The organism is Stenotrophobium rhamnosiphilum, assembly GCF_003052265.1.
Taxonomy (GTDB): Bacteria; Pseudomonadota; Gammaproteobacteria; order Nevskiales; family Nevskiaceae; genus Stenotrophobium; species Stenotrophobium rhamnosiphilum.
The window spans coordinates 325,076-350,690 of sequence record NZ_QANS01000005.1 but is presented as its reverse complement, the minus strand read 5'-3'; the positions used below and the strand labels follow the sequence as shown (position 1 = coordinate 350,690).

The window sequence follows — 25,615 nt, the reverse complement described above, 5'->3', positions numbered from 1 at the left end:
CTGGCACTGCTCTCGTAGTCGGTGCGCAAAGCGCACCCTACATGGCGCTTAGCGTGGGCAGTGTCGGATCGAGTCGTAGATTTACGCCGGTCAGCGAGAGCTTCAGTGCTGCGTGAATTAACTCGGCGATTTGCCGCGCAGCTTCTGCGTAGTCCAAGCCTTCAGGTCGAATATTGGAAATGCAATTGCGCTCGGAATCATTGCGACCGATGCGCGGATTGAACGTCAGATAAGCGCCAAGACTGTCCGGTGAACTCAAACCCGGGCGTTCACCAATCAGGCTGATCACCAATCGTGCGCCGAGCAATTCTCCAGCTTCGTCGGCCAGCGCCACTCGTGCTTGTGTCGCAATCAGTAGTGGCGCCCATTGGTAATTGGCAAGCAATGGTCGCAAGGCATTCAGCAGTGGCGCTGCATGTTTTTGCACGGCGCTAGATGAAAGGCCATCACTGAGGACGAACAGCACGTCAGCATTTTTGTTTTGCGATTCAGCTAGCTTCTTCGCGCTTTCATCATCAAGTCGTCGACCCCAGTCGGGGCGACTCAGATAAGTCGCGCGATCCTGTGCGCGACTGCGGATTTGTAAAACCTCGGTCTCATGCAATTCAAGTTGTGCAGTGAGCGCTTCTACGTCCAATGGTGTGTGTACTGCATCGCGCGCTTGAGCATGAGCGAGGGCAAATTCCAGTACTTCATTCACTGGCAGGCTTGCGCCGGTGCGGCCTAGTGCAATGCGCGCAGCGGTGTAGCGACGCAGATCGCTCCATTGATCAATCAATACTGGCGGCTTATTCATGCGGCACTGTCGTCGGTGAATTTTCGCAGGGCAGGTAATGCGAGTGATGCACTTCCGTCGGCAAGTTTTCCTGTGTGATCGGTCAGACGCATTTTCTCTAGCCAGACTTCGAATTCCGGCGCGCGCTTGAGCCCCAGCACTTCACGCAAATACAGCGCATCGTGAAACGAAGTGCTTTGATAGTTCAGCATGATGTCGTCGGCACCAGGCACGCCCATGATGTAGTTCACGCCTGCTGCGCCGAGCAGCGTCAGCAGCGTATCCATGTCGTCCTGATCGGCTTCGGCGTGATTGGTATAGCAAACATCTACGCCCATCGGCAGGCCCATGAGCTTGCCGCAGAAATGATCTTCGAGTCCCGCGCGGATGATTTGCTTGCCGTCGTAGAGATATTCGGGGCCGATGAAGCCGACCACGGTGTTGACCAGTAGTGGCCGGAACTCGCGCGCTACCGCATAAGCGCGTGTCTCCATCGTTTGCTGATCAACGCCGTGATGCGCATTGGCTGAAAGCGCACTGCCTTGGCCAGTTTCAAAGTACATGACGTCGTCACCAACTGTGCCGCGCTTGAGGCTTAAGGCCGCAGAGTGCGCTTCGCGTAGCAGCGCGAGATCAATGCCGAAGCTGCGGTTGGCTGCTTCGCTGCCTGCGATGGATTGAAAGATTAGATCCAGCGGCTCGCCCGCAGAGATGGCATCGAGTTGGCGCGTGACATGAGTCAGCACGCAGGATTGCGTCGGAATTTCGAAGCGACGAATCAGCTCATCAAGCATGCGCCAGAGTTGCGCCAACTTAGTCGGATCTTCGCTCGCCGGATTAATGCCGATCACTGCATCGCCGCAGCCATAGAGCAGGCCATCGAGAATGCTAGCGGCGATGCCACGTGCGTCGTCTGTTGGATGATTCGGTTGCAGACGCACGGCCAAACGCTCCGGTAGGCCCAGTGTGTTGCGGAAGCGTGTAACGACGTTGCATTTGCGCGCAGCGAGAATCAGATCCTGATTGCGCATCAACTTGCTCACTGCGGCTGCCATTTCTGGCGTGACGCCAGCCGCAAGTTTTTTGAGCGTTTCACTGTCGACTTGATCCGAGAGCAGCCAGTCGCGAAAGCCACCGACGGTGAGTGCGCGGATTGGTGCGAAGGCGTCGGCGTCGTGACGATCAACAATCAGTCGTGTGACTTCGTCGCCTTCATAAGGAATCAGTGCCTCGTTAAGGAAGGTACTCAGCGGCAAGTCGGCGAGGCACATTTGCGCGGCCACTCTTTCTTCGGCACTTTTCGCGGCGACGCCAGCGAGTACATCACCTGAGCGCGCAGGCGTTGCTTTGGCCATGAGTTCACGCAGGTCGTTAAAGACGTGAGTGACGGGGCCAATGCGATGCCGGTATTGCATGAGATCAAGTCCTTAAGCGCTTAGAGCTTGCGAGCGTGTTAGCGGGTACGCAAGCGAGCTCATAAATTCTGAGATGAATGACGCAAGACTTGGGCCGCACCCGCGCTTAAACGAAATCAATAAAGTGAGTCCGTTTCATATATTGTTATTAAATATTTATTATAGAAATATTAAACAAATATAATAAAACAAGTCTGTTCCATGAAAACTAATGGATAAATGGCAAAAAGCCTCCGTTATTAGCCTTGCGCAGCTAGAATGCGCGCCTTATGACGACGCTGACCATTGCCCTTTCGAAGGGCCGCATTCTCGAAGATAGCCTTCCGCTTCTGGCCAAGATTGGCCTCAAACCAGCGGGCGACATTGGCCGCCTGCTGCGCGTGCCGACCAATCATCCCAACATCAGCCTGCTGATCATTCGCCCAGCCGACGTTCCGACATTCGTCGAATACGGCGCGGCAGACATGGGCATCACCGGCAAAGACGTGCTGATGGAGCACGGCGGCGAAGCGCTCTATGAGCCGCTGGATTTGGGCATCGCACGCTGCCGTTTGTCGATCGCGCAGAAAAAAGACGCACCGCCGCACGACGGCATTCGTCGCCTGCGCGTCGCAACCAAATATCTGGAACTGACGCGCCGTCACTACGCCGCCAAGGGCCAGCAGGTCGAGATGATCAAACTTTACGGCTCGATGGAACTCGCGCCGCTCGTGGGCTTGGCTGACGTGATTGTTGATCTTGTCGACACCGGCAACACGCTCAAAGCCAATGGCTTGATCGAAACTGAAATCATCACGCAGATCAGCGCGCGCATGGTTGTGAACAAAGCGTCGATGAAGACCAAGCACGCGATGGTGCAGGATTGGTTGGATCGTCTGAGTGGGGTGGTGGAGCGTGGTTGAGATCACTCGCCTCAGCACGAGCGATGTAAATTTCGACGCAGCATTTGCGTCGTTGATGGATCGTGCGCCTGAGCAAAGTGCAGATGTGACGCACGCGGTTGAGAACATCGTTGCTGATGTGCGCACGCGTGGTGATGTCGCGCTGCTGGAACTCACCAACAAATTTGATCGTCGCAATGTTGCTAGCGTTGCAGAACTCGAAGTCAGCGTTGAACAGCGCAAAGCTGCTTGGGATGCACAGCCTGCCGCATTGCGCGCTGCACTTGAAGCCGCTGCCCAACGCATTCGCGCTTACGCAGAACATCAGACGATTGCGCCATTCTCGTTCACCGACGAGCACGGCAATCAACTTGGCCAGATGGTTACGCCACTGGATCGCGCAGGCCTTTATGTGCCGGGCGGCAAAGCTGCTTATCCGTCGTCTGTGCTGATGAACGCAATTCCGGCGAAAGTCGCTGGCGTGCGCGAAGTCATCATGGTGGTGCCTGCGCCCGGTGGTGAACTGAATTCGGTCGTACTCGCTGCTGCTCATCTCGCGGGCGTTGATCGCGTCTTCACCGTCGGCGGCGCGCAGGCTGTTGCTGCGCTCGCATACGGCACGAAAACGATTCCACCAGTCGATAAAATTGTCGGCCCCGGCAACGCCTACGTTGCTGCAGCCAAGCGCATTGTTTTTGGTCAGGTCGGCATCGATTCGATTGCTGGTCCATCCGAGATCGTTGTGATTTGCGATGGCAAAACCGATCCGGGCTGGATTGCGATGGACCTGTTCTCGCAAGCCGAGCATGGCGAAGATTCGCAGTCGATTCTGCTTTCGCCGGATGTTGAGTTTCTCAACCGCGTTGCTGATGCAATGGCTAAGCGCATGAGCGAACTGCCGCGCGAAGTGACTGTGCGCGCATCGCTGAAGAATCGCGGTGCACTGATCGCAACGCGTGGTCTCGACGAGGCAATTGCATTGTCGAACCAGATTGCGCCTGAGCACTTGGAATTGTCAGTCGATGCTCCGCGCGATTGGCTGCCAAAAATCCGCCACGCTGGCGCCGTGTTCCTCGGCCGTCACACGCCAGAAGCACTCGGCGATTACTGTGCGGGCCCCAACCACGTGCTACCAACCTCACGCGCCGCACGTTTCTCGAATCCGCTAGGCGTTTACGAATTCCAGAAACGCAGCAGCCTGATTGAGTGCAGCCCAAAGGGCGCGAGCGAACTGGCGAAAATTGCTGGTGCGATTGCGGATGCTGAAGGCTTGCAAGCGCATGCTGCCAGTGCGAGAGATCGTCTCTAAGATTTTGTAGGAGCGCTTAAGAGGCGCTCCTAAAGCTTCGAAATAATGTCGCGCAACGCGCGATAGCCTTCGACCAAGCGCGGGCCGGGGCGGCCTAAAAATTCTTCGCTGATTGCGTGAACCTGCTGATTACGCACCGCAGGAATTGTGTTGTGTCCGGGACGGCGGATGACAACATCGGCGCGGTAGTTCTGCACTTTCACGCCACACCAACTCATCACGATGGCGTCGGGTGCTGCGTCGACGACCGCTGAATCTTCTAATGGAATACTCTTCGCTGCCGTGTCTTTCCAAGGATTCTCGCCGCCAGCGAGTTCAATCAAATCTGTCACCCAAGATTGCTGTGCCGCTGCAATCACGGGCTTGGGCCACCACTCCACCAACACGCGCGGACGTTGTGTACGTTCAACGCGCGGCATCTGCGCTTGCATCTCTGAAACGAGTGCGCGACCACGTGAGAGCACTCCGACGGCTTCGGCAATTTCGATGATGTTGGCGTAAACGTCGTCGAGGCTGAGCGGATCACAGACCAATATCGGCAAGCCGTCTGCGCGGAGTGCGTCGACGATGCGTTCGTGACCGGGCACGGTGAGTGAGGTCAGTACTAAATCTGGTTTGAATTTTTTGACTTGCTCGGCGGCCAGATCGAGATCGCGGCCGAGTTTCGGCAGAGGCTCGACGATTTCCGGCGGATAGTCGGAGTCGGTATCAATGCCAACAATCATGTGCGCGCATCCGAGCGCGCACATGATTTCGGTGTTGGAACAGGTGTGACTAAAAACGCGCACGACTAAGGAATCGAATTAGTCGAGATTCTTCATCACGCGAGGAATGCCGATTTTGAAGCCGGCAGCGAGAATGCCTTTGATCACTAAGCCGGTGCAGGGAATGCGTGGCTCAAAACCAATGGTGTACTTCACGCGCGTGCCGCCGTTTGCGGCGTCGCTGAATTCAATATGGCCGAGATGGTTCGTGATCGGGCTGCCGCGAGTAACGGTGTATTCGATCAGCGTTTCTGGCTGGAAGGTGATGATGGTTTCTTCAAACGAAGGGCCGGGCAGGGGCAGCTTGATGCGACGGACGGAGCCGAGACCATCTGGGTTTGTTGCGTCTTCGCCATCTTTGATGCGATCAAACTGGCCGCCAAAGATCAGGCCGACTTTTTTGTGCGTGCCGAAGAACTTGAAGATTTTGCTGCGTGGCGCTGGGAAAACCTCATCAAAACTGACTTCGTAACGTGACATGGGCCTGCTCCTGAAAATTAGTTCGCCATCATACCGTTTGCACTAGGGCTGCCCTGTTAAAATGATCGTGAGTCGGCCAAGACAATCGCCGCCACGCAAGTGGGGGAGGAAAGTCCGGGCTCCATCGGGCGAAGTGCCAGGTAATGCCTGGGAGGCGCGAGCCTACGGAAAGTGCCACAGAGAATGAACCGCCTAAGCGCCGCAAGGCGACGGTAAGGGTGAAAAGGTGCGGTAAGAGCGCACCGCGTCACTGGCAACAGTGGCGGCACGGAAAACCCCACTTGGAGCAAGACCAAATAGGGAAGGACGCCGAAAGGCAACATGCGGCCCGCATGCCTTCCGGGTAGGTTGCTTGAGCGTGCCGGCGACGGTACGCCTAGAGGAATGGTTGTCCACGACAGAACCCGGCTTAACGGCTGACTCGTTAAACACCGTGTAGGTTTTACCGGCGGCTTGGCTAAAACCAAGCCGTTTCTGTTTTTATGTACAGGATGTACGGTACGCCGCGGGCGCAGGATGCGCAGGAGCGGCGCCTCGCACCAAGCGCGGGGCCCATCGATATGGCAGCCTGTTTCGGTTTGAATCTTGCTGCTTTTTTGACCAACAAACACTCTCCAACCCCCAATTCACGTCCAAAACCGTGGTTAACGGGCGGCTGAGCTCAAAATCCCCAGTAAACAGCTCATTTTTACTTTAAGTATTAGCTGTAACTCTTTGTTTTAAATGAAGTGCCTAATCGACTGTCGCAAATAGACCTAAGTGCTTGTCGTTACTCAGTTTTTTCCTGTAAAAATGCTTGCGTGGTGGTATGAAGTGGATTAAAGTGCCTCACAGTGGAAGAAACTGAGAGGAATAGACGGTTCTGCCGTCGCACAAGCACATGTTTGCAGGCGCTCATCATTCAACGGTTGACGACAAGGGACGCATCGCGATCCCGGCGCGCTTTCGTGCGCAACTCGTCGATACGTATGGCCTGCAAATTGTGATCACGATGGGGCCGCGCGCTTCGCTCGAAATTTATCCAGTCGCGGTGTTCAACAGCATCGCTGAGCAAATCCAGAATCTTGAAGATCGCGAAGCCGCAGAGCTGCTCAAGCTCGCCTTCGTTGGTCGTGCGGTGGAAACAGAAATCGACAAGCAAGGACGCGTGATGCTGCCGCAGTTCCTTCGCAAACAAGCGCGCTTGGAAACTGGCGCAGTGTTGGTGGGACAGATCAATCGCTTGGAACTGTTCGCCGAGGAAATCTGGGACACCATGTTTGGCTCAGGCCCAGAGAGCGTGTTGCCTGCGCTCTCGGCCGCCTTCAAGCATCTCAAGCGGTGAGGCGCCATGTCTGTCAGCGCCGCCTCCCCTGCCATAACGGTCAGGGCTAGCGCCCCGATGTTCTCCCATCGTCCGGTGATGCTCACAGAAGCCCTCGCCGGCCTCGGAGTCGTTGCGGGTGGCATTTACATCGATGGCACCTTCGGACGCGGTGGACATTCCGGTGCGATTCTCGAAGCGCTTGATGCTGCAGGCGGCGACGGAATGTTGCATGGCCTCGATCAAGATCCGCAGGCCGTCGCAGAAGCAACGCAGCTCTACGGCGCGCGCAAAAATTTCCGCATTCATCACAAAAACTTTTCGCAGCTCGCTGCGGTAGCTGAGAGCGAAGGCATCACGCGTCGCGTTAGTGGAATCTTGTTGGACCTCGGCGTTTCATCGCCGCAGCTTGATGATGCATCGCGCGGCTTCAGCTTTAGCAAAGATGGCCCGCTCGACATGCGCATGAATCCGCTGGCAGGTGAATCTGCTGCTGAGTGGATTGCACAAGTCGGTGAACGTGATCTCGCTGACGTGCTGTGGAAGTTCGGTGATGAGCGCAACAGTCGCCGCATTGCACGTCGCATTGTTGAAGCGCGCGTAGAAACACCATTCACGACGACGTCACAGCTTGCTGCGTTGATCGCAGCCGTGCCGGGCCCACGAAGCCATCACATTCACCCGGCTACGCGTAGCTTTCAGGCAATCCGCATTCACATCAATCGTGAACTTGAAGTGTTGGAATCAGTGCTCAAGCAAGCGTTGGATGTACTCGCACCTGGTGGTCGTTTGGTGGTGATCAGTTTCCACTCGCTGGAAGACCGCATCGTTAAACGCTTCATGCGCGACGCTTCACGCGAAGCCGAAGTGTATGACCGCCGCTTGCCAATGTTGCCGCAATCCGCTGCTACATTTCCGCTGAATCTAGTCGGCAAAAAGCAACTATCAACAGACGAAGAGAGCGCTGTGAATCCGCGTGCTCGTAGTGCTGTGCTACGCGTTGCGGAGCGCCGCTCATGAGACGCTTCCGCGAACTCATTGAAGGTCGCGGTGGCATGTTGTTGCCGCTGGCGCTGATTTTCTTAGTGGTGATTTCTGCACTTGCTGTTGTGCGCACTAAGCATGAAAACCGTGTGCTGGTGAATCAACTCAATGGCATGCGTTCGGAAAAAGAACGTCTCAACATGGAATGGGCACAGCTGCAGCTTGAAGAAGCCACGCTCTCGCATCACGCCCGTGTGGAAAAAAATGCGCGCGAGCAGCTCGGCATGACCGAGCCACATGACTACGTGGTTGTGAGTTCCAAACCATGAGTAGCGCGCGTCCAAACTATGTGACGCAAACGGTGCCGGTCTGGCGTCGGTGGGCAGTCCTCGGTTTGTTGGGGCTGGGCGTTGTGGTGGTATTTGGCCGCGCGTTTCAGTTGCAGGTTTTGCAGCGTGATTTCTTGGTGCAAGAAGGCGACAAGCGCCACATCCGTACGTTGGTGATTCCCGGTCATCGCGGTGCAATTCGTGATCGCCGCGGCGAGCCTCTGGCGCTGTCTGCTCCAGTCGAAATGATTTGGGCTGTGCCTGCCGCGTTGTTGGAATCGCCACAGCATGTTTATGCAGTCGCCAAACTGCTTGGCCGCAATCCAAAAGATTTGCAGGACTTTTTGCGCAACCGCAAAGATCGCAAGTTCGTTTACATCAGTGACGCAATCAGCCCCGCAGAAGCCGAGCGCGTGTTGTCACTCAAAGCGCCGGGCGTATTTTCAGAAGCTGCTTACGCACGCTATTACCCAGCGGGCGAAGTGGCTGGACAGGTCGTTGGTTTCTGCGGCCGTGATGGTCGTGGACAAGAAGGTTTGGAGCTGGCTCAGGAAGCAGCACTTGCAGGCAAGGCAGGCGCACGTCGTGTGATTCGTGATCGCACGGGCCGTGTGGTTGAAGACAATCTTGAAAGCAAAGATGCGCTGTCGGGTAAAGATCTCGCGCTGACGATTGATCTGCGCATCCAGTATCTCGCTTATCGCGAATTGAAAGCCGCTGTTGCACGCAACAATGCACGCGGCGGGTTAGTCGTGGTGGCCGATAGCACCACAGGCGAGATTCTCGCGATGGCGAGTCAGCCTGGGTTTAATCCGAACAACGTTGAAGATCGCAAAGGCGGCGGTTCGCGCAATCGCGGCATCACGGATGGTTTTGAGCCTGGCTCGACGGTAAAACCTTTGCTGGTCGCACAAGCATTGGAGCTGGGCGTTTATCAGCCCACCAGCCACATCGACACCACGCCAGGATTTTTCAAGGTCGGTGCGCTAACCGTGCGTGATGAACATCCGCAAGGCGATGTCGATCTCAAAGTATTGCTGAGCAAATCCAGCAACGTTGGTGCAGCAAAAATTGGATTGGCACTCGGCGCGGAATCAGTTTGGTCCGGCTATCAGCGTTTTGGTTTTGGCGAACCGATCTATTCAGGCTTCCCCGGTGAAGCGAGTCCCGTGCTGCGTCATTACAGCGAGTGGGGCCAGATCGCTACAGCAACAGCTTCTTACGGTTATGGACTCTCGCTCACCGCCATGCATCTGGTGCGTGCGTATGCTGCGTTGGCCAATGATGGCTTGATGCCGCAGTTGCGCTTGCTGGCCAGCGCGCCACAAGTTCCGCCACAGCGTGCAGTTTCTGCCGTGGTTGCGAGTGAGATGCGCGAGCTGATGGAAGGCGTCGTGCAAGAAGGCGGTACTGCACAGCGCGCAGCCATTCCGGGTTATCGCGTTGCTGGCAAGACCGGCACGATTCGCAAAGTTGCCGATAGCGGCGGTTATGCAGACAAACGTCATCAATCCGTATTCATCGGCATGCTGCCAGCAGAGCATCCACGTCTGGTGGGTCTCGTCATGATTGATGAGCCGGGTGCAGGCGATTACTACGGCGGTCTTGTTGCTGCTCCGGTTTTTTCAACGGTGATGCAGGGCGCCGCACGTTTGCTGCGAATTCCGCCGGGCCAGATGAATCTGCCGACGTCGCCAATTGCAGCGCCAATCCCAACGCGTCAAACCGTCGCGCTGCCGATTCGGGAGCCGCGCACATGACGGCTCAGCAAACACAACATTCAGTAAAAACCTTGCTCGCAGGGTTTTCTGCTTCTGTCGCTGATCTTTCAGTGACGGGCGTAGAAATGGACAGCCGCCGCGTTGCGCCGGGCAATTTGTTCCTCGCTTGCAAAGGGCAGGGTCAGCATCATGGCCTCGCACATCTGCATCAAGCCTTGGAGCGTGGTGCGGCTGCAATTGTGTGGGAACCTGCCGCAGATTGGACGCGTCCAGAAACAAAGATTCCTGCAATCGCAGTCGAGAAGCTCGCACGACATGCGGGCGAAATCGCCAGCCGCTATTACGGCGAACCGACACGCGAGATGTTCACCGTTGGCGTCACCGGAACCGACGGAAAAACCTCAACCGCCTATTTGATCGCACAAGCACTCGATCGTCTCGATCAGCCCTGCGCTTATCTCGGCACCTTGGGCTATGGCCGCATCGGCAAGCTCGATGTTGCGACGCATACAACGCCAGATGCCGTGACACTACAGCGTCACTTCTCGCAGATGCACGCGCAGGGCGCACGCTCGGCCGCGATGGAAGTGTCATCGCATGCACTCGATCAAGATCGCATCTCTGGCGTGAATTTTGATGCCGCCGTGTTGACCAATGTCATGCGTGATCATCTCGATTATCACGGCACGGTCGAGAACTACGCTGCTGCCAAGCGCAAACTTTTTGAACGCCCGGGCCTTAAAGCCGCGATTTTCAATCGTGATGACGCACGCGGTGCGCAGTGGCTTGAAGAGTTCAGCGATATCTCAATTGCCTATGGCCTTGATGGCGAAGTACCCGCATCGCATCGCTATGTGTTGGGTCGCAAATTAGAACTGCTGAGTACCGGACTTGCTTTCGATATCGACAGCAGCTGGGGGCAGGCGCGTATTCAGAGTCAGTTGTTTGGCCGCTTTAACGCCTACAACTTGCTCGCCGCATTGGCTGCAATTCTTCAAGGCGGCGTCTCATTGCAAGACGCAGTTGCTGCACTCAATCAATCGCAGACTGTGCCGGGTCGCATTGAAGGTTATCGCGGCGCGCAAGCCATGCCTTTGGTCGTGGTTGACTATGCACACACACCGCAGGCCCTCGAACAGATTCTGAAAGCAGTGCGCGCGCACACGACAGGCAAGCTCTGGTGTGTGTTTGGCTGTGGCGGTGATCGCGATCGCGGTAAGCGTCCGTTGATGGCCGCAGCTGCAGCCGCTTATGCAGACGAGTTGGTCATTACGGATGACAACCCGCGCAGCGAAAACCCAGAAGCGATCGTTTCGGAAATTCGCACTGGCCTCCCAAATGGTCATTCAGCACGCGTGATTCACGATCGCGCGCAGGCCATCACCGCTGCTGTGCGCGCGGCGGGAAAAAACGATTCAGTGGTCGTGGCAGGCAAGGGCCACGAGGACTATCAAATTTACGGTGCAGATGTGCGTCAGTTTAGTGATCGAAATTTTGTTGCCCATCTGGTTGGCGTGGAGCCACGGCCATGATGGAAACACTCTACGCAGTGGCTCAGCGAATCGGCGCTCGCCTTGAAGGGGCAAACGTCGGCTTTAGTCGCGTGGTGACGGATACGCGCACTTTGGCGCAGGGCGATTTGTTTGTTGCGCTCAAGGGTGAAAACTTTGATGGCCACGAGTTTGTAGCTCGTGCGGCCGCTGCTGGTGCTGTCGGCGCGATTGTTTCGCGTCACATCGATTGCCCACTGCCACAGATCGTCGTTAACGACACACTGATCGCGCTGCAGGAATACGCTGCGTCTTGGCGCAATGATTTCAATCTGCCGATTGTTGCCGTCACCGGCAGCAACGGTAAGACCACGACCAAGCAGATGCTTTCGTCGATCTTCGTCACGCGCGGCCCAGTGTTGGCGACGCAGGGCAATTTCAATAATCACATCGGCTTGCCGCTGACTTTGCTGTCACTGCGTCGTGAACACGTTACCGCCGTGATTGAAATGGGCGCTAGCAATCCGGGTGAGATCGAATTGCTGACACGTCTCACGCGTCCGAATATCGGCGTGATTACACAGGCGGGTGATGCGCACCTCGAAGGCTTTGGATCGCGTGAAGGCGTGGCGCGTGCCAAGGGCGAGTTGTTTGTAGGCCTCGGTGGTGGTGTCGCTGTGATCAATGCCGACGACGCTTATGCACCGCTGTGGCACGAGCTTACGAAAAGCGCTTCGACGATTACATTTGGTTTTAGCGAACAGGCTGATGTGCGTGCGCTGCATGTGCAGCCATTCCCGGTGGAAGCACCAGTGGGTACGCGTTTTGAGCTGCGTGCACCAGAAGGCCGCCAAACCGTGAACCTGCCACTGCCAGGTCGTCACAACATCTTCAATGCGCTCGCTGCTTCGGCATGCGCCGTTGCACTGGGGATGGATTTGAAAGACATCGCTGCGGGTCTTGCGCGCATGGATGCACCGCAAGGTCGCTTGAGCTGGAAGAACACACGCGAAGGCGCGCGTTTGCTTGATGACAGTTACAACGCCAATCCCACTTCGTTGCAAGCAGGCATGGAGTTATTGGCTTCTCTGTCTGGTGAGCGCGTGTTGGTGCTCGGCGGCATGGCTGAACTCGGCGCGAATGCGACACAGCTGCATCACGATGCTGGCGTCGCGGCTAAAGCGCTGCGCATTGATCGTCTCTACACACTGGGCGCACTCGCTGCCGAAGCTGCAAAAGGCTTTGGCGAAGGCGCGCATGCATTTGAAGATTTCAACGAACTCGCGACTGCTCTGCGGCCGCACCTCAATAAGAAAGTCACGCTATTGGTGAAGGGCTCGCGCTCTTCGCGCATGGAGCGTGTGGTTGCAACGCTGACGGGCGAAAGCGTCAAGGGAGATCACTAATGCTTCTATATCTGGCCGAACTACTCAAAGAACACATCAGCGGATTCAATGCTCTGACGTATCTGACGATGCGTGCAGTGCTTGGAATCCTGACCGCGCTGATCTTCTCCTTCGTCTTCGGACCGATCCTGATTGAGCGACTGTATCGCTTCAAATTCGGTCAGCCGGTTCGTAGCGATGGCCCACAGTCGCATCTAAAGAAAACCGGCACGCCAACGATGGGTGGTGTGCTGATCATTGCGGCGGTGACGATCTCAACCTTGCTGTGGGCCAACCTGCAAAACCGTTTTGTCTGGTTCGCACTGGTTGTGATGCTGGCGTTCGGTGCGGTTGGTTTCGCGGACGACTACATCAAGATCAAAAACAAAAATCCAAAAGGCTTGCCTGCGAAGCAGAAATACTTCTGGCTTTCGCTAGCGGGCTTTGGCGTTTCGCTGATGATTTATTTCACCGCAAAAACACCGATGGAAACGTCGTTGATTCTGCCGGTGTTCAAAGACGTCGTGATTCCGCTCGGTGGCTTCTTTGTGTTGTGGAGCTATCTCGTCATCGTCGGTTCCAGCAATGCGGTGAATCTCACCGATGGTTTGGATGGTCTGGCAATCATGCCTTGCGTGTTGGTGGCGTCTGCATTGGCAGTGTTCGCCTATGTGACCGGCAACATCAAGATGGCTACTTACCTCGGTATTCCTTTTATTAACGGCGTTGGTGAGCTTGCGATTTTCTGCACGGCGATTGCCGGTGCGGGTCTCGGCTTTCTCTGGTTCAACGCTTATCCCGCACAGGTTTTCATGGGCGACGTTGGCGCGCTCGCACTGGGCGCTGCGCTCGGCGTTGTTGCGATTCTGGTTCGTCAGGAATTGGTACTTGCAGTGATGGGCGGCGTGTTTGTCGCCGAGACGGTGTCGGTTGCACTGCAAGTGGGTTACTTCAAATACAGCGGCGGAAAACGAATTTTCCGCATGGCGCCTTTGCATCACCACTACGAACTGAAAGGTTGGCCGGAGCCGAAGATCATCGTGCGCTTCTGGATCATCACACTGATTCTCGTCTTGATTGGTTTGGCAACACTGAAGATTCGCTAAGGAAAAATGAAACGCTATAACGGACAGAAGATGTTGGTAGCAGGGCTGGGCGCCAGTGGCGTCGCGGCTGTGCGCTACCTGCTGTCCGAAGGTGCGGATGTCAGCGTTTGGGATGCGACGGGTACGCCGCCTAAGCTTGCAGAAATCAGCAGCAAGATTTCCGTGGACAATAATCTTTGCGGTAAAGCAGTCAATGCGCTGTCGCTCAAGACGTATCAAACCGCCGTCCTGTCTCCAGGCATTTCGCTGGCTTCAGATCTTGCTGTTGCGCTGCAAGTCGCAGGCGTCGAAATCATCGGCGACATCGAACTATTCGCGCGCGCTGCCAACGATGCTGACGTGCCAGTAATTGGCATCACCGGCTCCAACGGCAAGAGCACGGTGACGACGCTGGTCGGTGAAATGGCCAAAGCCGCAGGCTTGAACGTTGGCGTTGGCGGCAATCTTGGCCCGCCTGCGTTGGACTTGCTCAAGCCTGATGCACAGTTATATGTGTTGGAACTGTCGAGCTTCCAGCTTGAGACCACGAGCAGCCTGCGCTGCAAGGCCGCAACCATTCTGAATCTGTCGCAGGATCATCTTGATCGCCATGTGACGATGGAGCATTACGGCCGCATCAAGGCGACGGTCTTCAATCACTGCGAACACAGCATTGCCAATCGCGATGATGCGGCGGTGATGGCCTTGTCGCCTAAGAGCGCGACGACTTTTGGCATCGACAAGCCTGCGGCACAGCAATATGGCCTTGCTGAAACGGCGCAAGGCTTGAGCTTGGTTCGTGGTGATGAAGTGGTGTTGCCACAGTCCGAACTCAAGATTTTTGGTCTGCACAACGCTGCCAATGCGCTCGCGGCTTTGGCGCTGGCTGACGCAGCAGGTATTCCACGTGTAGCCAGTGTGATTGCGCTCAAGGCTTTTGCGGGCTTGTCGCATCGCTGTGAGTTTGTGGCTGAAGTCGCGGGCGTGTCCTACTTCAATGATTCCAAGGGCACCAATGTCGGTTCGACAGTGGCGGCCATCAATGGCTTGCCTGCGCCGATAGTCTGGCTCGCAGGCGGTCAGGGCAAAGGACAAGATTTCTCCGAGCTGAGTGAGCCATTGGCACGTAAGGGTCGCGTCGCAATTTTGTTTGGTGAAGACGCTGCGAAGATCGAGCAGGATATTGCCGGTGCGCTGCCGGTGTATCGCGAAGTCGATATGTTCGCAGCGCTCAAGCGCGCACATGGCATTGCTGTCAGCGGTGATCGCGTGTTGCTGTCGCCAGCCTGTGCGAGCTTTGACCAGTTCAAGAGCTATGTGGATCGCGGCGAGCAATTCCGCGCAGCGGTGAAAGCGCTATGAAATTCCTGCGCTCCATCGAATTCCCAACTGCACGCTACGGCCTCGACGGCATCTTGGTTGGCACCTCGCTCGTGCTGCTGACTTGGGGCTTGATCATGGTTGCCTCAGCATCGGTCGCGCAGGCCGACAAAATGACGGGCGCGCCGTTCCACTTCTTCTATCGCCAGCTATTCTTTGTTGGTTTGGGCTTGCTCGCTGGCAGCGTGATTTATCTCGTGCCGATGAAGCAATGGGAAAACAGTCGCATGTGGCTGCTGTTGTTTGCAGTGTTTCTGTTGATCCTCGTGTTGATCCCAGGGCTTGGTCTCAAGATCAATCACGCACGTCGTTGGATTGATCTGGGCGTATTCCGCTTGCAGGCCTCTGAGCCAGCGCGCCTCGCACTCATCCTGTATCTGGCCAGTTACATCACCCGACGTCAGGCCGAATTGCAGAACTCTTTCCGTGGGCTGATTAATCCGATTGGTTTACTGATGATTCCGGCTTTGCTGTTGTTGCTTGAGCCAGACTTCGGTGCCACCGTCGTGTTGTTTATGGTCGCTTTCTTAATGCTGTTCCTTGGCGGCGCAAGACTGCGCTACTTCGGCGGCGTGGTCGCGATTGCTGTTGGCGCAGCTGTGCTGCTGGTTTTGATCGAACCCTATCGCATGCGCCGTATCCTGAATTTCACCAACCCCTGGGCTGATATCGAGCACGGCGGTTGGCAGTTGGCGCAGTCACTGATTGCCGTCGGCCGTGGCGAATGGACTGGTGTTGGTCTGGGCAATAGCGTGCAGAAATTGTTGTACCTGCCAGAAATGCACACCGATTTTATCTTCGCAATTCTCGCGGAAGAGTTTGGTCTTGTCGGCATCGCGCTGTTGATGACCTTGTTCGGCGTCATCGTCTGGCGTGGCTTTGTGATTGGTCGTCGTGCAGAAGAATTGGATGCACGCTTCCGCGCGTATTTGACCTACGGTCTGTCGAGTTGGATCGGCTTTCAAGCGCTGATCAATATGGCCGTCAACATGGGCATTTTGCCAACCAAGGGTTTGACCTTGCCGCTGATTAGCTACGGTGGTTCATCGCTAGTGTCGGTCTGCCTGATTCTCGCGCTGATCTTGCGCGTTGATTATGAAAACCGTGTCGCGGCTGGATTGCAGGCCGCACCGCGTAAACGTGCAGATCGCGTATCGCGTCCTTCACGTGTCTCGCCATTGGCTGAGCCAGAAGCGGCGGAGATGTTTCCATGAAGCCGATTAAAGTCATGATCATGGCAGGCGGCACCGGCGGACATGTTTTCCCTGCGCTGGCTGTCGCATTGACGATGCGCGAACAAGGCCACGAAATTGTTTGGATGGGCACGCCGGATAGTTTTGAGTCGCGCGTGATTCCGCAGAACGGTATTCCGATGGAGTTCGTGCGCGTCAGCGGCTTGCGTGGCAAGGGCGTCGTCAAATTGCTTAAAGCGCCGCTGTTGTTGGCGCGCGCCTTGTTGGATGCGCGCGCGGTACTGCGTCGTCAAAAACCAGATGTCGTTATGGGCATGGGCGGCTTCGCTGCAGGCCCAGGTGGCTTGATGGCCTGGTTGATGCGATGCCCACTGTTGATTCATGAACAGAACGCTGCTGCGGGCCTGACCAACCGTTTGCTTGCGCGCATTGCAACGCGTGTGCTGCAAGCCTTCCCCAATACTTTTGCCAACGCACTCACGGTGGGCAATCCGGTTCGTGCAGGGTTTGCTGAACTGCCTGCGCCAGAACAACGGATGGCGCATAGCGGTGCAGCACGCATGTTGGTGATTGGCGGCAGCCAAGGTGCGCGTGCGCTGAATGAATTAATTCCGAAAGCGCTGGCCTTGATTCCTGAAGCGCAGCGTCCGCAGGTTCGTCATCAAGCGGGTCGCACGCTGGAAGTTGCGCAGGCCTCTTACGCACAGGCGCAGGTGCAGGCTTCTGTCGAACAGTTCATCACGGACATGCCTGCCGCTTATGCCGCAGCAGATCTGGTGGTGTGCCGCTCTGGCGCATCAACCGTTGCTGAACTTGCAGCCGCAGGTTGCGCAGCTTTGCTCGTGCCATTCCCAGCGGCGGTTGATGACCATCAAACCCGCAACGGTGAGTTTCTCGTTGCAGCAGGCGGCGCGGTGATTGCGCAAGAGCGCGATATCGATGCCGAAAAATTATCCGCGTTGCTCAGCAGCTTGCTGGGTGATCGCGAACGCTTGGTGCGCATGGCGCAAGCCTCACGCTCGAAAGCAGTTCCCGATGCGGTCGAAAAAATTGTTGAGCAGTGCCTGACGTGTGCGCAGGCGAGGAGGACGGCATGGTGAGTTCCAGTGGCATGAAGAACATGATGACCGCGCCGATGCGTCGTGTGCGTCGCATTCATATGCTCGGCATTGGCGGTTCTGGCATGGCCGGCATTGCAGAGGTGTTGCTGAACCTCGGCTATGAAGTGAGTGGCACCGATCTTAAAGAGAGCGCTGCAACGAATCGCCTCACGGAGCTGGGCGCCAAGATTCATTTCGGCCATCGCGCCGAGAATGCACATAACGTTGATGCTGTAGTCGTGTCGACCGCGGTGAAAGCGGGCAATCCAGAACTGGAATACGCACGCGAACATCGCATTCCGATTGTGCGTCGCGCAGAGATGCTGGCTGAGATCATGCGCTTCCGTTATGGCATTGCGATTGCCGGTACGCACGGCAAAACAACGACGACGAGCTTGGTATCGAGCGTATTGGCTGAAGGTGGACTCGATCCAACCTACGTGATCGGCGGCAAGCTCAAGAGCGCGGGCACGAATGCACGACTCGGTGAAGGCCCTTATTTGGTTGCAGAAGCTGACGAGAGCGATGCTTCGTTCCTGCATCTGATGCCAATGATGTCGGCCGTCACCAACATCGACGCAGATCATCTGGAAACCTACGGCGGCGACTTCAAGCGCCTGAAGGCAACCTTCATTGAATTCTTGCATCACCTGCCCTTCTACGGTTTGGCAGTGATGTGCATCGACGATCCGGTGGTGCGTGAGCTATTGCCGCAAGTGGGTCGCCCGATCTTGACGTATGGCATGGCGGCAGACGCTGACGTGCGTGCGACGGATATTCGTCCTGAAGGTTCCGGCGCGCATTTCACTTTGACGATGGCAGGCGGAGTTCGCGAAGAATTCCATTTAAATCTCCCCGGTCAGCACAATGTGCAGAACGCGTTGGTCGCGATTGCGATTGGTCGCGAACTCGGTGTGAGCTTCGATGCGATTCGTCGCGCGCTGAGTAATTTCCAAGGCGTGGGTCGTCGCTGCGAGCCACATCCTGATCTGCAATTGGCCAAGGGCTCGGCCTTGTTGGTCGATGACTACGGCCATCACCCACGCGAAGTGGCTGCGACTTTTCAAGCGATGCGCGCTGCGCATCCGACGCGCCGCATGGTGGTTGTGTTCCAGCCGCATCGCTACACACGTACGCGCGATCTGTTCGAAGACTTCAGCGAAATTCTGTCGCAGGCCGATGCGCTGTTGCTGTGCGAAGTCTATGCAGCAGGCGAAGCGCCAATTGAAGGTGCTGATGGCCGTGCCTTGGCACGCGCGATTCGTGCGCGCGGCAAGGTTGAGCCGATTTTCCTCAAGAGCGTGCAGGAAGTTCCAGCCGCACTCGAAGCCATGGTGAAAGACGGTGATCTCGTGCTGACGCTGGGCGCAGGCGATGTTGGCAGCGTGCCTGCTGCACTCACACAACACTTTAAACGGGCGGTGTGATGAACGGCACCCTGCTCATGAATGAACCGCTGTCACGCCACACCTCGTGGCGTGTAGGTGGTCCTGCGGATCGTTATTACGAACCGCAGAGCCGAGAAGATCTCTCGGCGTTTGTTAGCAGCCGCCCTGCGTCTGAACCAATTTATTGGATTGGTTTAGGCAGCAACTTATTGGTGCGTGATGGTGGCGTGCGTGGCTCCGTCATTGGTCTGCACGGCGCACTCGAAAAATTAGAGATGAACGGCGAGCAAGAAATTTACGCTGAAGCCGGCGTGCATTGCGCACGTATGGCCAAATTTGCGGTCAATGCAAAGCTTGCAGGTGCCGGTTTCTTTGCAGGCATTCCAGGAACAGTTGGCGGCGCACTCGCAATGAATGCAGGTGCACATGGTGGCGAGACTTGGGACAGCGTGAAAGAAGTCGAAGTGATGTTCCATGACGGTCGCTGCGAATGGCTGCCACGTAGCGCATTCACCTACGGCTATCGCCATGTTGAATTTCCGAAAGACATGATTGGTTTTGTCGCTGCGCGCTTCCGTTTTGAGCGCGATGAAGCAGGCAATGCCGAGCAAGAAATGAAAGCTTGGCTCGCACGCCGTAAGGCAACACAGCCGGTGGGAAAACCGAGCGCGGGTAGCACCTTCCGTAATCCACCAGGCGATCACGCAGCGCGTTTGATCGAAGCCTGTGGCTTCAAAGGTCATCGCATCGGCGGTGCGCAGGTCTCAACGCTGCATGCAAATTTCATCATCACCGACGACAGCGCGACTGCGGCTGACGTCGAAGCCTTGATCGCGTTTTTGCGCGCCGAGGTGAAACAACAGAAGGGTATCGAATTGGAACCAGAAGTCAGAGTCATCGGAGAGCCTCGCCATGCGTAAGCTCGTCAAAAACCCTAAGGCGTTCGGCCGCGTCGCCGTGCTTATGGGCGGCTGGTCCGCAGAACGCCAAGTTTCCTTGTGGAGCGGTGAAGGCGTGGTTGCAGCGCTGAAGGAAAAAGGTGTCGACGTCACGGCAGTAGATGCTGACAAGAACACCGTGCTGAACCTCGGCGCGCAAGGCTACGACCGTGTGTTCAACATCATGCACGGCACTGGTGGTGAAGACGGCACGGTGCAGGCGGTTCTGGATTTGCATGGTTTGCCGTATCCCGGCAGTGGCGTGCTCGCTTCATCGCTGGCGATGGACAAGCTGCGCACTAAGCGCATCTGGAAGGCTGAAGGTTTGCCGACGCCAGATTTCATGGTGCTGAAGAATGCTGATGACGCGCACGAAGCTGCCAAGCGCTTTGGCTATCCGCTGATCATCAAACCTGCAGCCGATGGCTCCAGCGTTGGCGTGTCGAAAGTGAAGTCGGTTGATCAAGTCGACAAAGCGTTTGCTGATGCACTCGGCGATGACCGCGTTGTGATCGCTGAAGAATTTATTTCGGGTGGTGAATACACCTGCCCGATTCTCGATGGCGTTGCGTTGCCGATCATTCGTATCGAACCCGATGGCGAGTTCTACGACTTCAACGCCAAGTACATCTCAGACAAAACCAGCTATCACTGCCCCGCAGGCCTTGAAGCGCCGCACGAAAAAATCTTGCAGCAGATTTGCGCCAAGGCTTTCGATCTCATTGGTTGCAAAGACTGGGGTCGCGTCGATTTCATGATGGACGCGCAGGGCAAACCTTGGTTGCTGGAAATCAACACGCTGCCAGGCATGACTTCGCACTCATTGGTGCCGATGTCCGCCAAGGTGAGTGGCTTGAGCTACGCCGATCTGTGCTGGGCGCTGCTCGAAACCACGCTGGGGCAGGGCGATGTCGGCTAACACCATGACCTTCGATCGATTCAGCACCGCCAACTTTGACTTCAAGCCTGTATTGGCTGGGGTCTCGGCGTTGCTGTTGATTTTGGGTGGTGGTGGTTTGTATGGCGCGGCGCGCGGCAATCATGTGGTTGAGCATTTGCAGATTGAAGGACCGTTCAAGCGTGTGTCACCCGAGTTGGTACGCATTGCAGTAGCGAATCAATTGCCCGAAGGCTTTTTGACGATGGACCTGGAAGCGGCACGCGCGAGTCTTGAGCGTTTGCCTTGGGTAGAGCACGCACGCGTTGAGCGTGTATGGCCCGGTGATTTGCGTGTGCGTATCTGGGAGCGCGAAGCGTATTCGCGTTGGCACGCCAATGAATTGCTCAGCACGAAAGCAGTTTCGTTTTTGCCAGATGCCAAAGAAATTCCAGAAGGTTTACCAAAACTCTCCGGTCCTGATGGGCATGAACAAGAAGTGATGGACGCCTACAAACAGTTGAGTCAGCGCTTGGCCGAAACGCCTTTGCCCTTGGCGCAATTGGATATGGATGTTCGCGGCGAGTGGTTGGCACGTACTGCGTCGGGCATTGAGTTGCGACTGGGCCAAGGCGCGCCAGACAGCAAGCTCGACATGATTACGGGGCCAATGTTGCGCGCGCTGGGCCCGCGCTTGAGTGAAGTGAATTACGTGGACCTTCGTTACACCAATGGTTTTGCAGTGGCTTGGCGTGCGCCGGGTGCGGCTGCCGAGGAGAAAAAACAATGAGCAAGAGAGAAGTGAGAAACCTGTTGGTCGGTCTCGACATCGGTACTTCGAAAGTGGTGTGCGTGGTTGGAGAAATTCTCCCCGACGGTCGCATCGAAGTGGTTGGTGAAGGCTCCGCTCCCTCGCGCGGTCTCAAGAAAGGTGTGGTGGTGAATATCGATGCCACCGTGCAATCGATTCGCCGCGCTGTTGAGAACGCAGAACAGATGGCTGGTTGCCGCGCGCAGTCGGTTTACGTCGGCGTCTCTGGCTCACACATCAAGAGCTTCAACTCCACTGGCGTGGTGCCAGTGCGTAATCGCGAAGTGAATGAGCGCGATGTGGAATCGGTGATCGACGCTGCACGCGCGATTGCGATTCCTGCGGATCAAAAAATTCTGCACGTCGTTCCACAAGAATTTGTGGTGGACGGACAAGACGGAATTCACGAACCGGTTGGCATGTCGGGCGTACGTCTTGAAGCACATGTGCACATGGTCACTGGCAGCTTGAGCGCTGCGCAGAACATTCAGAAATGTGTTGAATCCTGCGGTCTGCGCGTAGACAAATTGATCTTGCAGCATCTTGCATCTAGCCACGCTGTGTTGATGCCAGATGAGCGCGATCTTGGCGTATGCATGGTCGATATCGGTGGTGGTACGAGCGACATCGCAATCTTCAAAGGTGGCTCGGTGCGTCACACCGCAGTGCTGCCGATTGCTGGCGATCAAGTGACCAACGACATCTCGGTCGCTTTCCGCACGCCAGTGCCTTATGCAGAAGAAATCAAAATTCAGTTTGGTTGCGCGCTGCCAGAGTTCGCGGCGAGTGACGAGATGATTGAAGTGAAGAGTGTTGGCGAAATGCCTTCGCGCACTTTGTCGCGCCACACGCTCGCAGAAGTGATCAAGCCGCGCTACGACGAACTGTTCCGCTTCATTCGCAAAGAACTGCATCGCAGCGATTTTTACGACGTGATCGCCAGCGGCATCGTCCTCACCGGCGGCTCGGCACAGATGCCCGGTGTGCGCGAATTGGCTGAAGCGGTGTTTGAACTGCCGGTTCGTATCGGCGTTCCGCAGAACATCGAAGGGCTCAAAGACGTGGTCCGAAACCCGGTTTATTCAACCGCGGTGGGACTACTGCTGTACGGCATTCAGGACCAACCCAAGCTGGTTTCACGGGGTGGCGATTCAGGCGGTCCGGGCTATTTGTTGAACCGGGTCAGTAGCTGGTTTAAGGGCAATTTTTAGCTCGAATTTCGAGCGGAATGTCGAAGTTTTAAAACTAAATTAACGAAATCGCTTATATACATATTGACACAGGCACTGTTATTAAATACGTTACATGCTGAGAAGCTGGTAATAATTCATAACAAATGCACTGTGCAATGCAAAGCGAACGGTAAGAAGCATTTTTTTCAGGGTTACCACATTTAATTCGCGCAGGCACAACGCAGGAGAAGCACAATGAACGATCACTTTGAATTTACGGATGGACACAGTCGCAAAGCGGTCATCCGCGTTATCGGCATTGGCGGCGGTGGCTGCAATACCGTCAACCAGATGGCTCAGGCTGATATCCAAGATGTGGAGTTCATCGTCGCTAATACCGACCGTGACCATTTGGAACGCTGCGTTCCGACCAACCAGCTGCAGCTCGGTCCCGAGATCACTCGCGGCCTTGGCGCTGGCTCTGATCCGCGCGTAGGCCGTCAGGCGGCTGAAGAAGATCGTGACCGCATCCGCGAAATGCTGGAAGGCACCGACCTGCTGTTCCTCACCGCTGGTATGGGTGGCGGTACGGGCACGGGTGCTGCACCAGTGATTGCACAGGTTGCTAAAGAACTGGGCATCCTCACCGTTGCCGTGGTAACCAAGCCTTTCTTGTTCGAGAACAAGAAGCGCATGAACATTGCGATGCAGGGTCTGGAAGAGCTGCGTGAGTTCACCGACTCGCTGATCGTGATTCCTAACGAGAAGCTCGGTCTGGTGCTCGGCACCAAGATCACCATGACCAATGCCTTCAAGGCAGCGAACGACGTACTGCAGAACGCAGTGCGCGGCATCTCCGAGCTGATTACTTGCCCGGGCCAACTCAACGTCGACTTTGCTGACGTTAAGACGGTTATGAGCAACCGCGGTATGGCGATGATGGGCGTGGGCGTGGCGAGTGGTGAAGACCGCGCGCTGAAGGCTGTTGAAATGGCTCTGTCCAGCCCGCTGCTCGACGATATCGAACTGCGCGGCGCTCGCGGCTTGCTGGTTAACGTGACCTGCGACGACTCGCTGACGATGGAAGAGTATTCGCTGATCAACGAACGCGTACATGAAATCGCTTCTGACGAAGCTGATGCCAAGTGCGGTATGTCGGTTAATCCGAACCTCAACGGCGAGCTGCGCGTGACCGTGGTTGCGACGGGTCTGCACGGCATGAAGACGACGGTTCAGGTTGCTGTACCGACGGCTCAGCCAATCAATCCGCGCGTTGCCTCGTTCATCCGTCCGGAAATGCCAGTGGCTCAGCCGATGCCACAGCGTCAGCCAGATCTGGATCGTCCAGCCTACAACCGCAACATCCGTCAGGGCTCAGTAGGTACGGCAGCTGCGTATCTGCAGGAACTGGATGAAGACATCATCAACATCCCGGCTTTCCTGCGTCACCAAGCTGACTAAAGGTAGCGGTTCCTCGGGCGTAGGCCTTCGGAACCCATGTTACAATCTGATGTCACTATTGCGGCGCCTATAGGGCGCCGCAGTACTAATACAGATCCGAAAATCAGGTAGCTTTAGCGCAATGATCAGGCAGCGCACACTTAAACAAGCAGTACGTGCCACCGGCATCGGCCTTCACTCTGGCCGTAAGGTGTATATGTCGCTGCTGCCTGCTGGTCCTGATACGGGCATCGTTTTCCGCCGTACCGACCTTAGCCCTGTTCCAGAAGTAAAAGCGCAGGCTCACCTCGTTGGCGAAGCGATCATGTGCAGCACGCTGGTCGAAGGCGACGTCAAAATCGCGACCATCGAGCATCTGATGTCGGCGCTTGCGGGTTTGGGCATCGACAACTGCATTGTTGAACTCTCGGCACCTGAAGTGCCGATCATGGACGGCAGCGCCGGCCCATTCGTATTCCTGATTCAGTCTGCCGGTATTCACGAGCAAGACGCGCTAAAGAAATTCATCCGCATCAAGCAGCCAGTGCAAGTGGAAGAAGGTGACAAATTTGCGCGCTTTGAGCCATTTGATGGCTATCGCCTCAACTTCAGCATCGATTTCAAGCACCCGGTCCTGAAGGCCAGCGGCCAGACCGCTGTGGTCGATTTCTCGACCACCACCTATGTCAAAGAAGTGAGCCGTGCTCGCACCTTTGGCTTTATGCGCGAGCTGGATCAGCTGCGTGCGGCCAACCTTGGTTTAGGCGCGAGCTTAGACAACGTTGTAGCGCTGGATGAGTTCCGCGTGGTCAACCACGACGGCCTACGCTACGAGAACGAATTCGTTCGTCACAAAATTCTGGATGCGGTCGGCGATCTGTACCTGCTCGGCCACAGTGTCATTGGTGCTTACAACGCTTATAAGTCTGGCCACGCGCTCAATAACAAGCTGGTGCGTGCAGTGCTGGCGGATCAGGCGGCATGGGAATTGGTGACGTTTGACGATGCGGCCGCACCTGCGCCGATTTCCTTCGTTCGCGGCAGCCTGGCAACTGCCTGAGCTCATTTTCCTAGGCGATTTCTTGCCTAAGCCTTTGATTCCTGATTAGACTGCGGTGAATACGCTAGAAGTCTGGCCTAACCTTTGCGTCAATTTCGGTGCAGGTCAGATTAAATCGCTCCTTAAGGAGCCCGAGCAGAGATGCTTTACGGTAGCGAAGGGGAACTAGACTAGCAGCGGTTTGGGCAAAGATCACAACCGTATTGCCGCGGATATTGGCAATACGAATGGATTTGATCCAAGGCTCGGAAGACCACTGTTCTTGTAGTTCGTTATTTATAGCGGTTAGCCGCTGGGCGCGAGACAAAAGCTCACGCACAGTTTGCGGTTGCTGG

General features: G+C 56.1%; 23 protein-coding genes and 1 other RNA gene. 20 read left to right on the top strand and 4 right to left on the bottom strand.

Going from position 1 to position 25,615, the window contains the following annotated elements; all coding sequences use genetic code 11:
- Positions 1 to 37 precede the first annotated feature (37 nt).
- Together eutC and CJD38_RS14560 are read right to left on the bottom strand one after the other, a co-directional pair.
- A complete protein-coding gene (eutC, locus tag CJD38_RS14565) occupies positions 38 to 796 on the bottom strand; it encodes an ethanolamine ammonia-lyase subunit EutC (protein WP_107941079.1) in 759 nt (252 codons plus the stop codon).
- Positions 793 to 2,190 carry an ethanolamine ammonia-lyase subunit EutB gene (locus CJD38_RS14560; protein WP_107941078.1) on the bottom strand — a complete coding sequence of 466 codons (1,398 nt, stop codon included), beginning with the start codon at positions 2,188 to 2,190 and terminating at the stop codon, positions 793 to 795. Before CJD38_RS14560 ends, eutC begins: the two co-directional genes overlap by 4 nt.
- Positions 2,191 to 2,459: 269 nt before the next feature.
- Between CJD38_RS14560 and hisG the strand changes: the two genes are divergently transcribed.
- Both hisG and hisD read left to right on the top strand, forming a co-directional pair.
- Positions 2,460 to 3,092: an ATP phosphoribosyltransferase gene (gene hisG, locus CJD38_RS14555; RefSeq protein WP_107941077.1), complete on the top strand. Its 633-nt coding sequence runs from the start codon at positions 2,460 to 2,462 to the stop codon at positions 3,090 to 3,092.
- A complete protein-coding gene (gene hisD, locus CJD38_RS14550; protein ID WP_240783646.1) occupies positions 3,085 to 4,380 on the top strand; it encodes a histidinol dehydrogenase in 1,296 nt (431 codons plus the stop codon). Before hisG ends, hisD begins: the two co-directional genes overlap by 8 nt.
- 29 nt (positions 4,381 to 4,409) lie before the next feature.
- Here the strand turns inward: hisD and CJD38_RS14545 are convergent, their stop codons facing one another.
- Positions 4,410 to 5,168 carry an ABC transporter substrate-binding protein gene (locus CJD38_RS14545; RefSeq protein ID WP_107941076.1) on the bottom strand — a complete coding sequence of 253 codons (759 nt, stop codon included), beginning with the start codon at positions 5,166 to 5,168 and terminating at the stop codon, positions 4,410 to 4,412.
- Between the two features lie 15 nt (positions 5,169 to 5,183).
- On the bottom strand, positions 5,184 to 5,624 hold the full coding sequence (locus CJD38_RS14540; RefSeq protein ID WP_107941075.1) for an SRPBCC family protein: 441 nt from the start codon (positions 5,622 to 5,624) through the stop codon (positions 5,184 to 5,186).
- A gap of 68 nt (positions 5,625 to 5,692) precedes the next feature.
- On the opposite strand from CJD38_RS14540, the gene rnpB reads away from it, so the two are divergent.
- From rnpB to lpxC, 18 genes are all read left to right on the top strand, one after another.
- Positions 5,693 to 6,052: RNase P RNA component class A (gene rnpB / locus CJD38_RS14535), an RNA gene on the top strand.
- 452 nt (positions 6,053 to 6,504) lie between these two features.
- Positions 6,505 to 6,948 (top strand): division/cell wall cluster transcriptional repressor MraZ, encoded by a 444-nt coding sequence (mraZ, locus tag CJD38_RS14530; protein WP_107941074.1) that lies wholly within the window; start codon positions 6,505 to 6,507, stop codon positions 6,946 to 6,948.
- A 57-nt stretch (positions 6,949 to 7,005) separates the two neighbouring features.
- The gene (gene rsmH / locus CJD38_RS14525; protein ID WP_107941073.1) at positions 7,006 to 7,947 is read left to right on the top strand and encodes a 16S rRNA (cytosine(1402)-N(4))-methyltransferase RsmH; all 942 of its coding nucleotides are present in this window, start codon (positions 7,006 to 7,008) and stop codon (positions 7,945 to 7,947) included.
- Positions 7,944 to 8,240: a cell division protein FtsL gene (gene ftsL / locus CJD38_RS14520; RefSeq protein ID WP_107941072.1), complete on the top strand. Its 297-nt coding sequence runs from the start codon at positions 7,944 to 7,946 to the stop codon at positions 8,238 to 8,240. The genes rsmH and ftsL overlap by 4 nt, the downstream gene beginning before the upstream one ends.
- Positions 8,237 to 10,000, top strand: a complete 1,764-nt coding sequence (locus CJD38_RS14515) for a peptidoglycan D,D-transpeptidase FtsI family protein (protein ID WP_107941071.1) — start codon at positions 8,237 to 8,239, stop codon at positions 9,998 to 10,000. The genes ftsL and CJD38_RS14515 overlap by 4 nt, the downstream gene beginning before the upstream one ends.
- Complete coding sequence (locus tag CJD38_RS14510) at positions 9,997 to 11,493, top strand: UDP-N-acetylmuramoyl-L-alanyl-D-glutamate--2,6-diaminopimelate ligase (RefSeq protein WP_107941070.1); 1,497 nt, start codon at positions 9,997 to 9,999, stop codon at positions 11,491 to 11,493. Before CJD38_RS14515 ends, CJD38_RS14510 begins: the two co-directional genes overlap by 4 nt.
- Entirely contained in the window at positions 11,490 to 12,857 is a 1,368-nt protein-coding gene (locus tag CJD38_RS14505; protein ID WP_107941069.1) for a UDP-N-acetylmuramoyl-tripeptide--D-alanyl-D-alanine ligase, read from the top strand. The genes CJD38_RS14510 and CJD38_RS14505 overlap by 4 nt, the downstream gene beginning before the upstream one ends.
- A complete protein-coding gene (gene mraY / locus CJD38_RS14500; RefSeq protein ID WP_107941068.1) occupies positions 12,857 to 13,942 on the top strand; it encodes a phospho-N-acetylmuramoyl-pentapeptide-transferase in 1,086 nt (361 codons plus the stop codon). The genes CJD38_RS14505 and mraY overlap by 1 nt, the downstream gene beginning before the upstream one ends.
- Before the next feature lie 6 nt (positions 13,943 to 13,948).
- Positions 13,949 to 15,283 (top strand): UDP-N-acetylmuramoyl-L-alanine--D-glutamate ligase, encoded by a 1,335-nt coding sequence (gene murD, locus CJD38_RS14495; RefSeq protein ID WP_107941067.1) that lies wholly within the window; start codon positions 13,949 to 13,951, stop codon positions 15,281 to 15,283.
- Positions 15,280 to 16,515: a putative lipid II flippase FtsW gene (ftsW, locus tag CJD38_RS14490; RefSeq protein WP_107941066.1), complete on the top strand. Its 1,236-nt coding sequence runs from the start codon at positions 15,280 to 15,282 to the stop codon at positions 16,513 to 16,515. Before murD ends, ftsW begins: the two co-directional genes overlap by 4 nt.
- The gene (gene murG / locus CJD38_RS14485; RefSeq protein WP_107941065.1) at positions 16,512 to 17,594 is read left to right on the top strand and encodes an undecaprenyldiphospho-muramoylpentapeptide beta-N-acetylglucosaminyltransferase; all 1,083 of its coding nucleotides are present in this window, start codon (positions 16,512 to 16,514) and stop codon (positions 17,592 to 17,594) included. The genes ftsW and murG overlap by 4 nt, the downstream gene beginning before the upstream one ends.
- Positions 17,588 to 19,021: a UDP-N-acetylmuramate--L-alanine ligase gene (gene murC, locus CJD38_RS14480; RefSeq protein ID WP_107941064.1), complete on the top strand. Its 1,434-nt coding sequence runs from the start codon at positions 17,588 to 17,590 to the stop codon at positions 19,019 to 19,021. The genes murG and murC overlap by 7 nt, the downstream gene beginning before the upstream one ends.
- Positions 19,021 to 19,902 carry a UDP-N-acetylmuramate dehydrogenase gene (gene murB / locus CJD38_RS14475; RefSeq protein WP_107941063.1) on the top strand — a complete coding sequence of 294 codons (882 nt, stop codon included), beginning with the start codon at positions 19,021 to 19,023 and terminating at the stop codon, positions 19,900 to 19,902. The genes murC and murB overlap by 1 nt, the downstream gene beginning before the upstream one ends.
- Complete coding sequence (locus tag CJD38_RS14470) at positions 19,895 to 20,839, top strand: D-alanine--D-alanine ligase (protein ID WP_107941062.1); 945 nt, start codon at positions 19,895 to 19,897, stop codon at positions 20,837 to 20,839. The genes murB and CJD38_RS14470 overlap by 8 nt, the downstream gene beginning before the upstream one ends.
- Entirely contained in the window at positions 20,829 to 21,587 is a 759-nt protein-coding gene (locus tag CJD38_RS14465) for a cell division protein FtsQ/DivIB (RefSeq protein ID WP_107941061.1), read from the top strand. The genes CJD38_RS14470 and CJD38_RS14465 overlap by 11 nt, the downstream gene beginning before the upstream one ends.
- Entirely contained in the window at positions 21,584 to 22,819 is a 1,236-nt protein-coding gene (gene ftsA / locus CJD38_RS14460) for a cell division protein FtsA (protein WP_107941060.1), read from the top strand. The genes CJD38_RS14465 and ftsA overlap by 4 nt, the downstream gene beginning before the upstream one ends.
- Before the next feature lie 216 nt (positions 22,820 to 23,035).
- Positions 23,036 to 24,241 carry a cell division protein FtsZ gene (gene ftsZ, locus CJD38_RS14455; protein ID WP_107941059.1) on the top strand — a complete coding sequence of 402 codons (1,206 nt, stop codon included), beginning with the start codon at positions 23,036 to 23,038 and terminating at the stop codon, positions 24,239 to 24,241.
- A 121-nt stretch (positions 24,242 to 24,362) separates the two neighbouring features.
- On the top strand, positions 24,363 to 25,280 hold the full coding sequence (gene lpxC / locus CJD38_RS14450; RefSeq protein WP_107941058.1) for a UDP-3-O-acyl-N-acetylglucosamine deacetylase: 918 nt from the start codon (positions 24,363 to 24,365) through the stop codon (positions 25,278 to 25,280).
- Positions 25,281 to 25,615 lie beyond the last annotated feature (335 nt).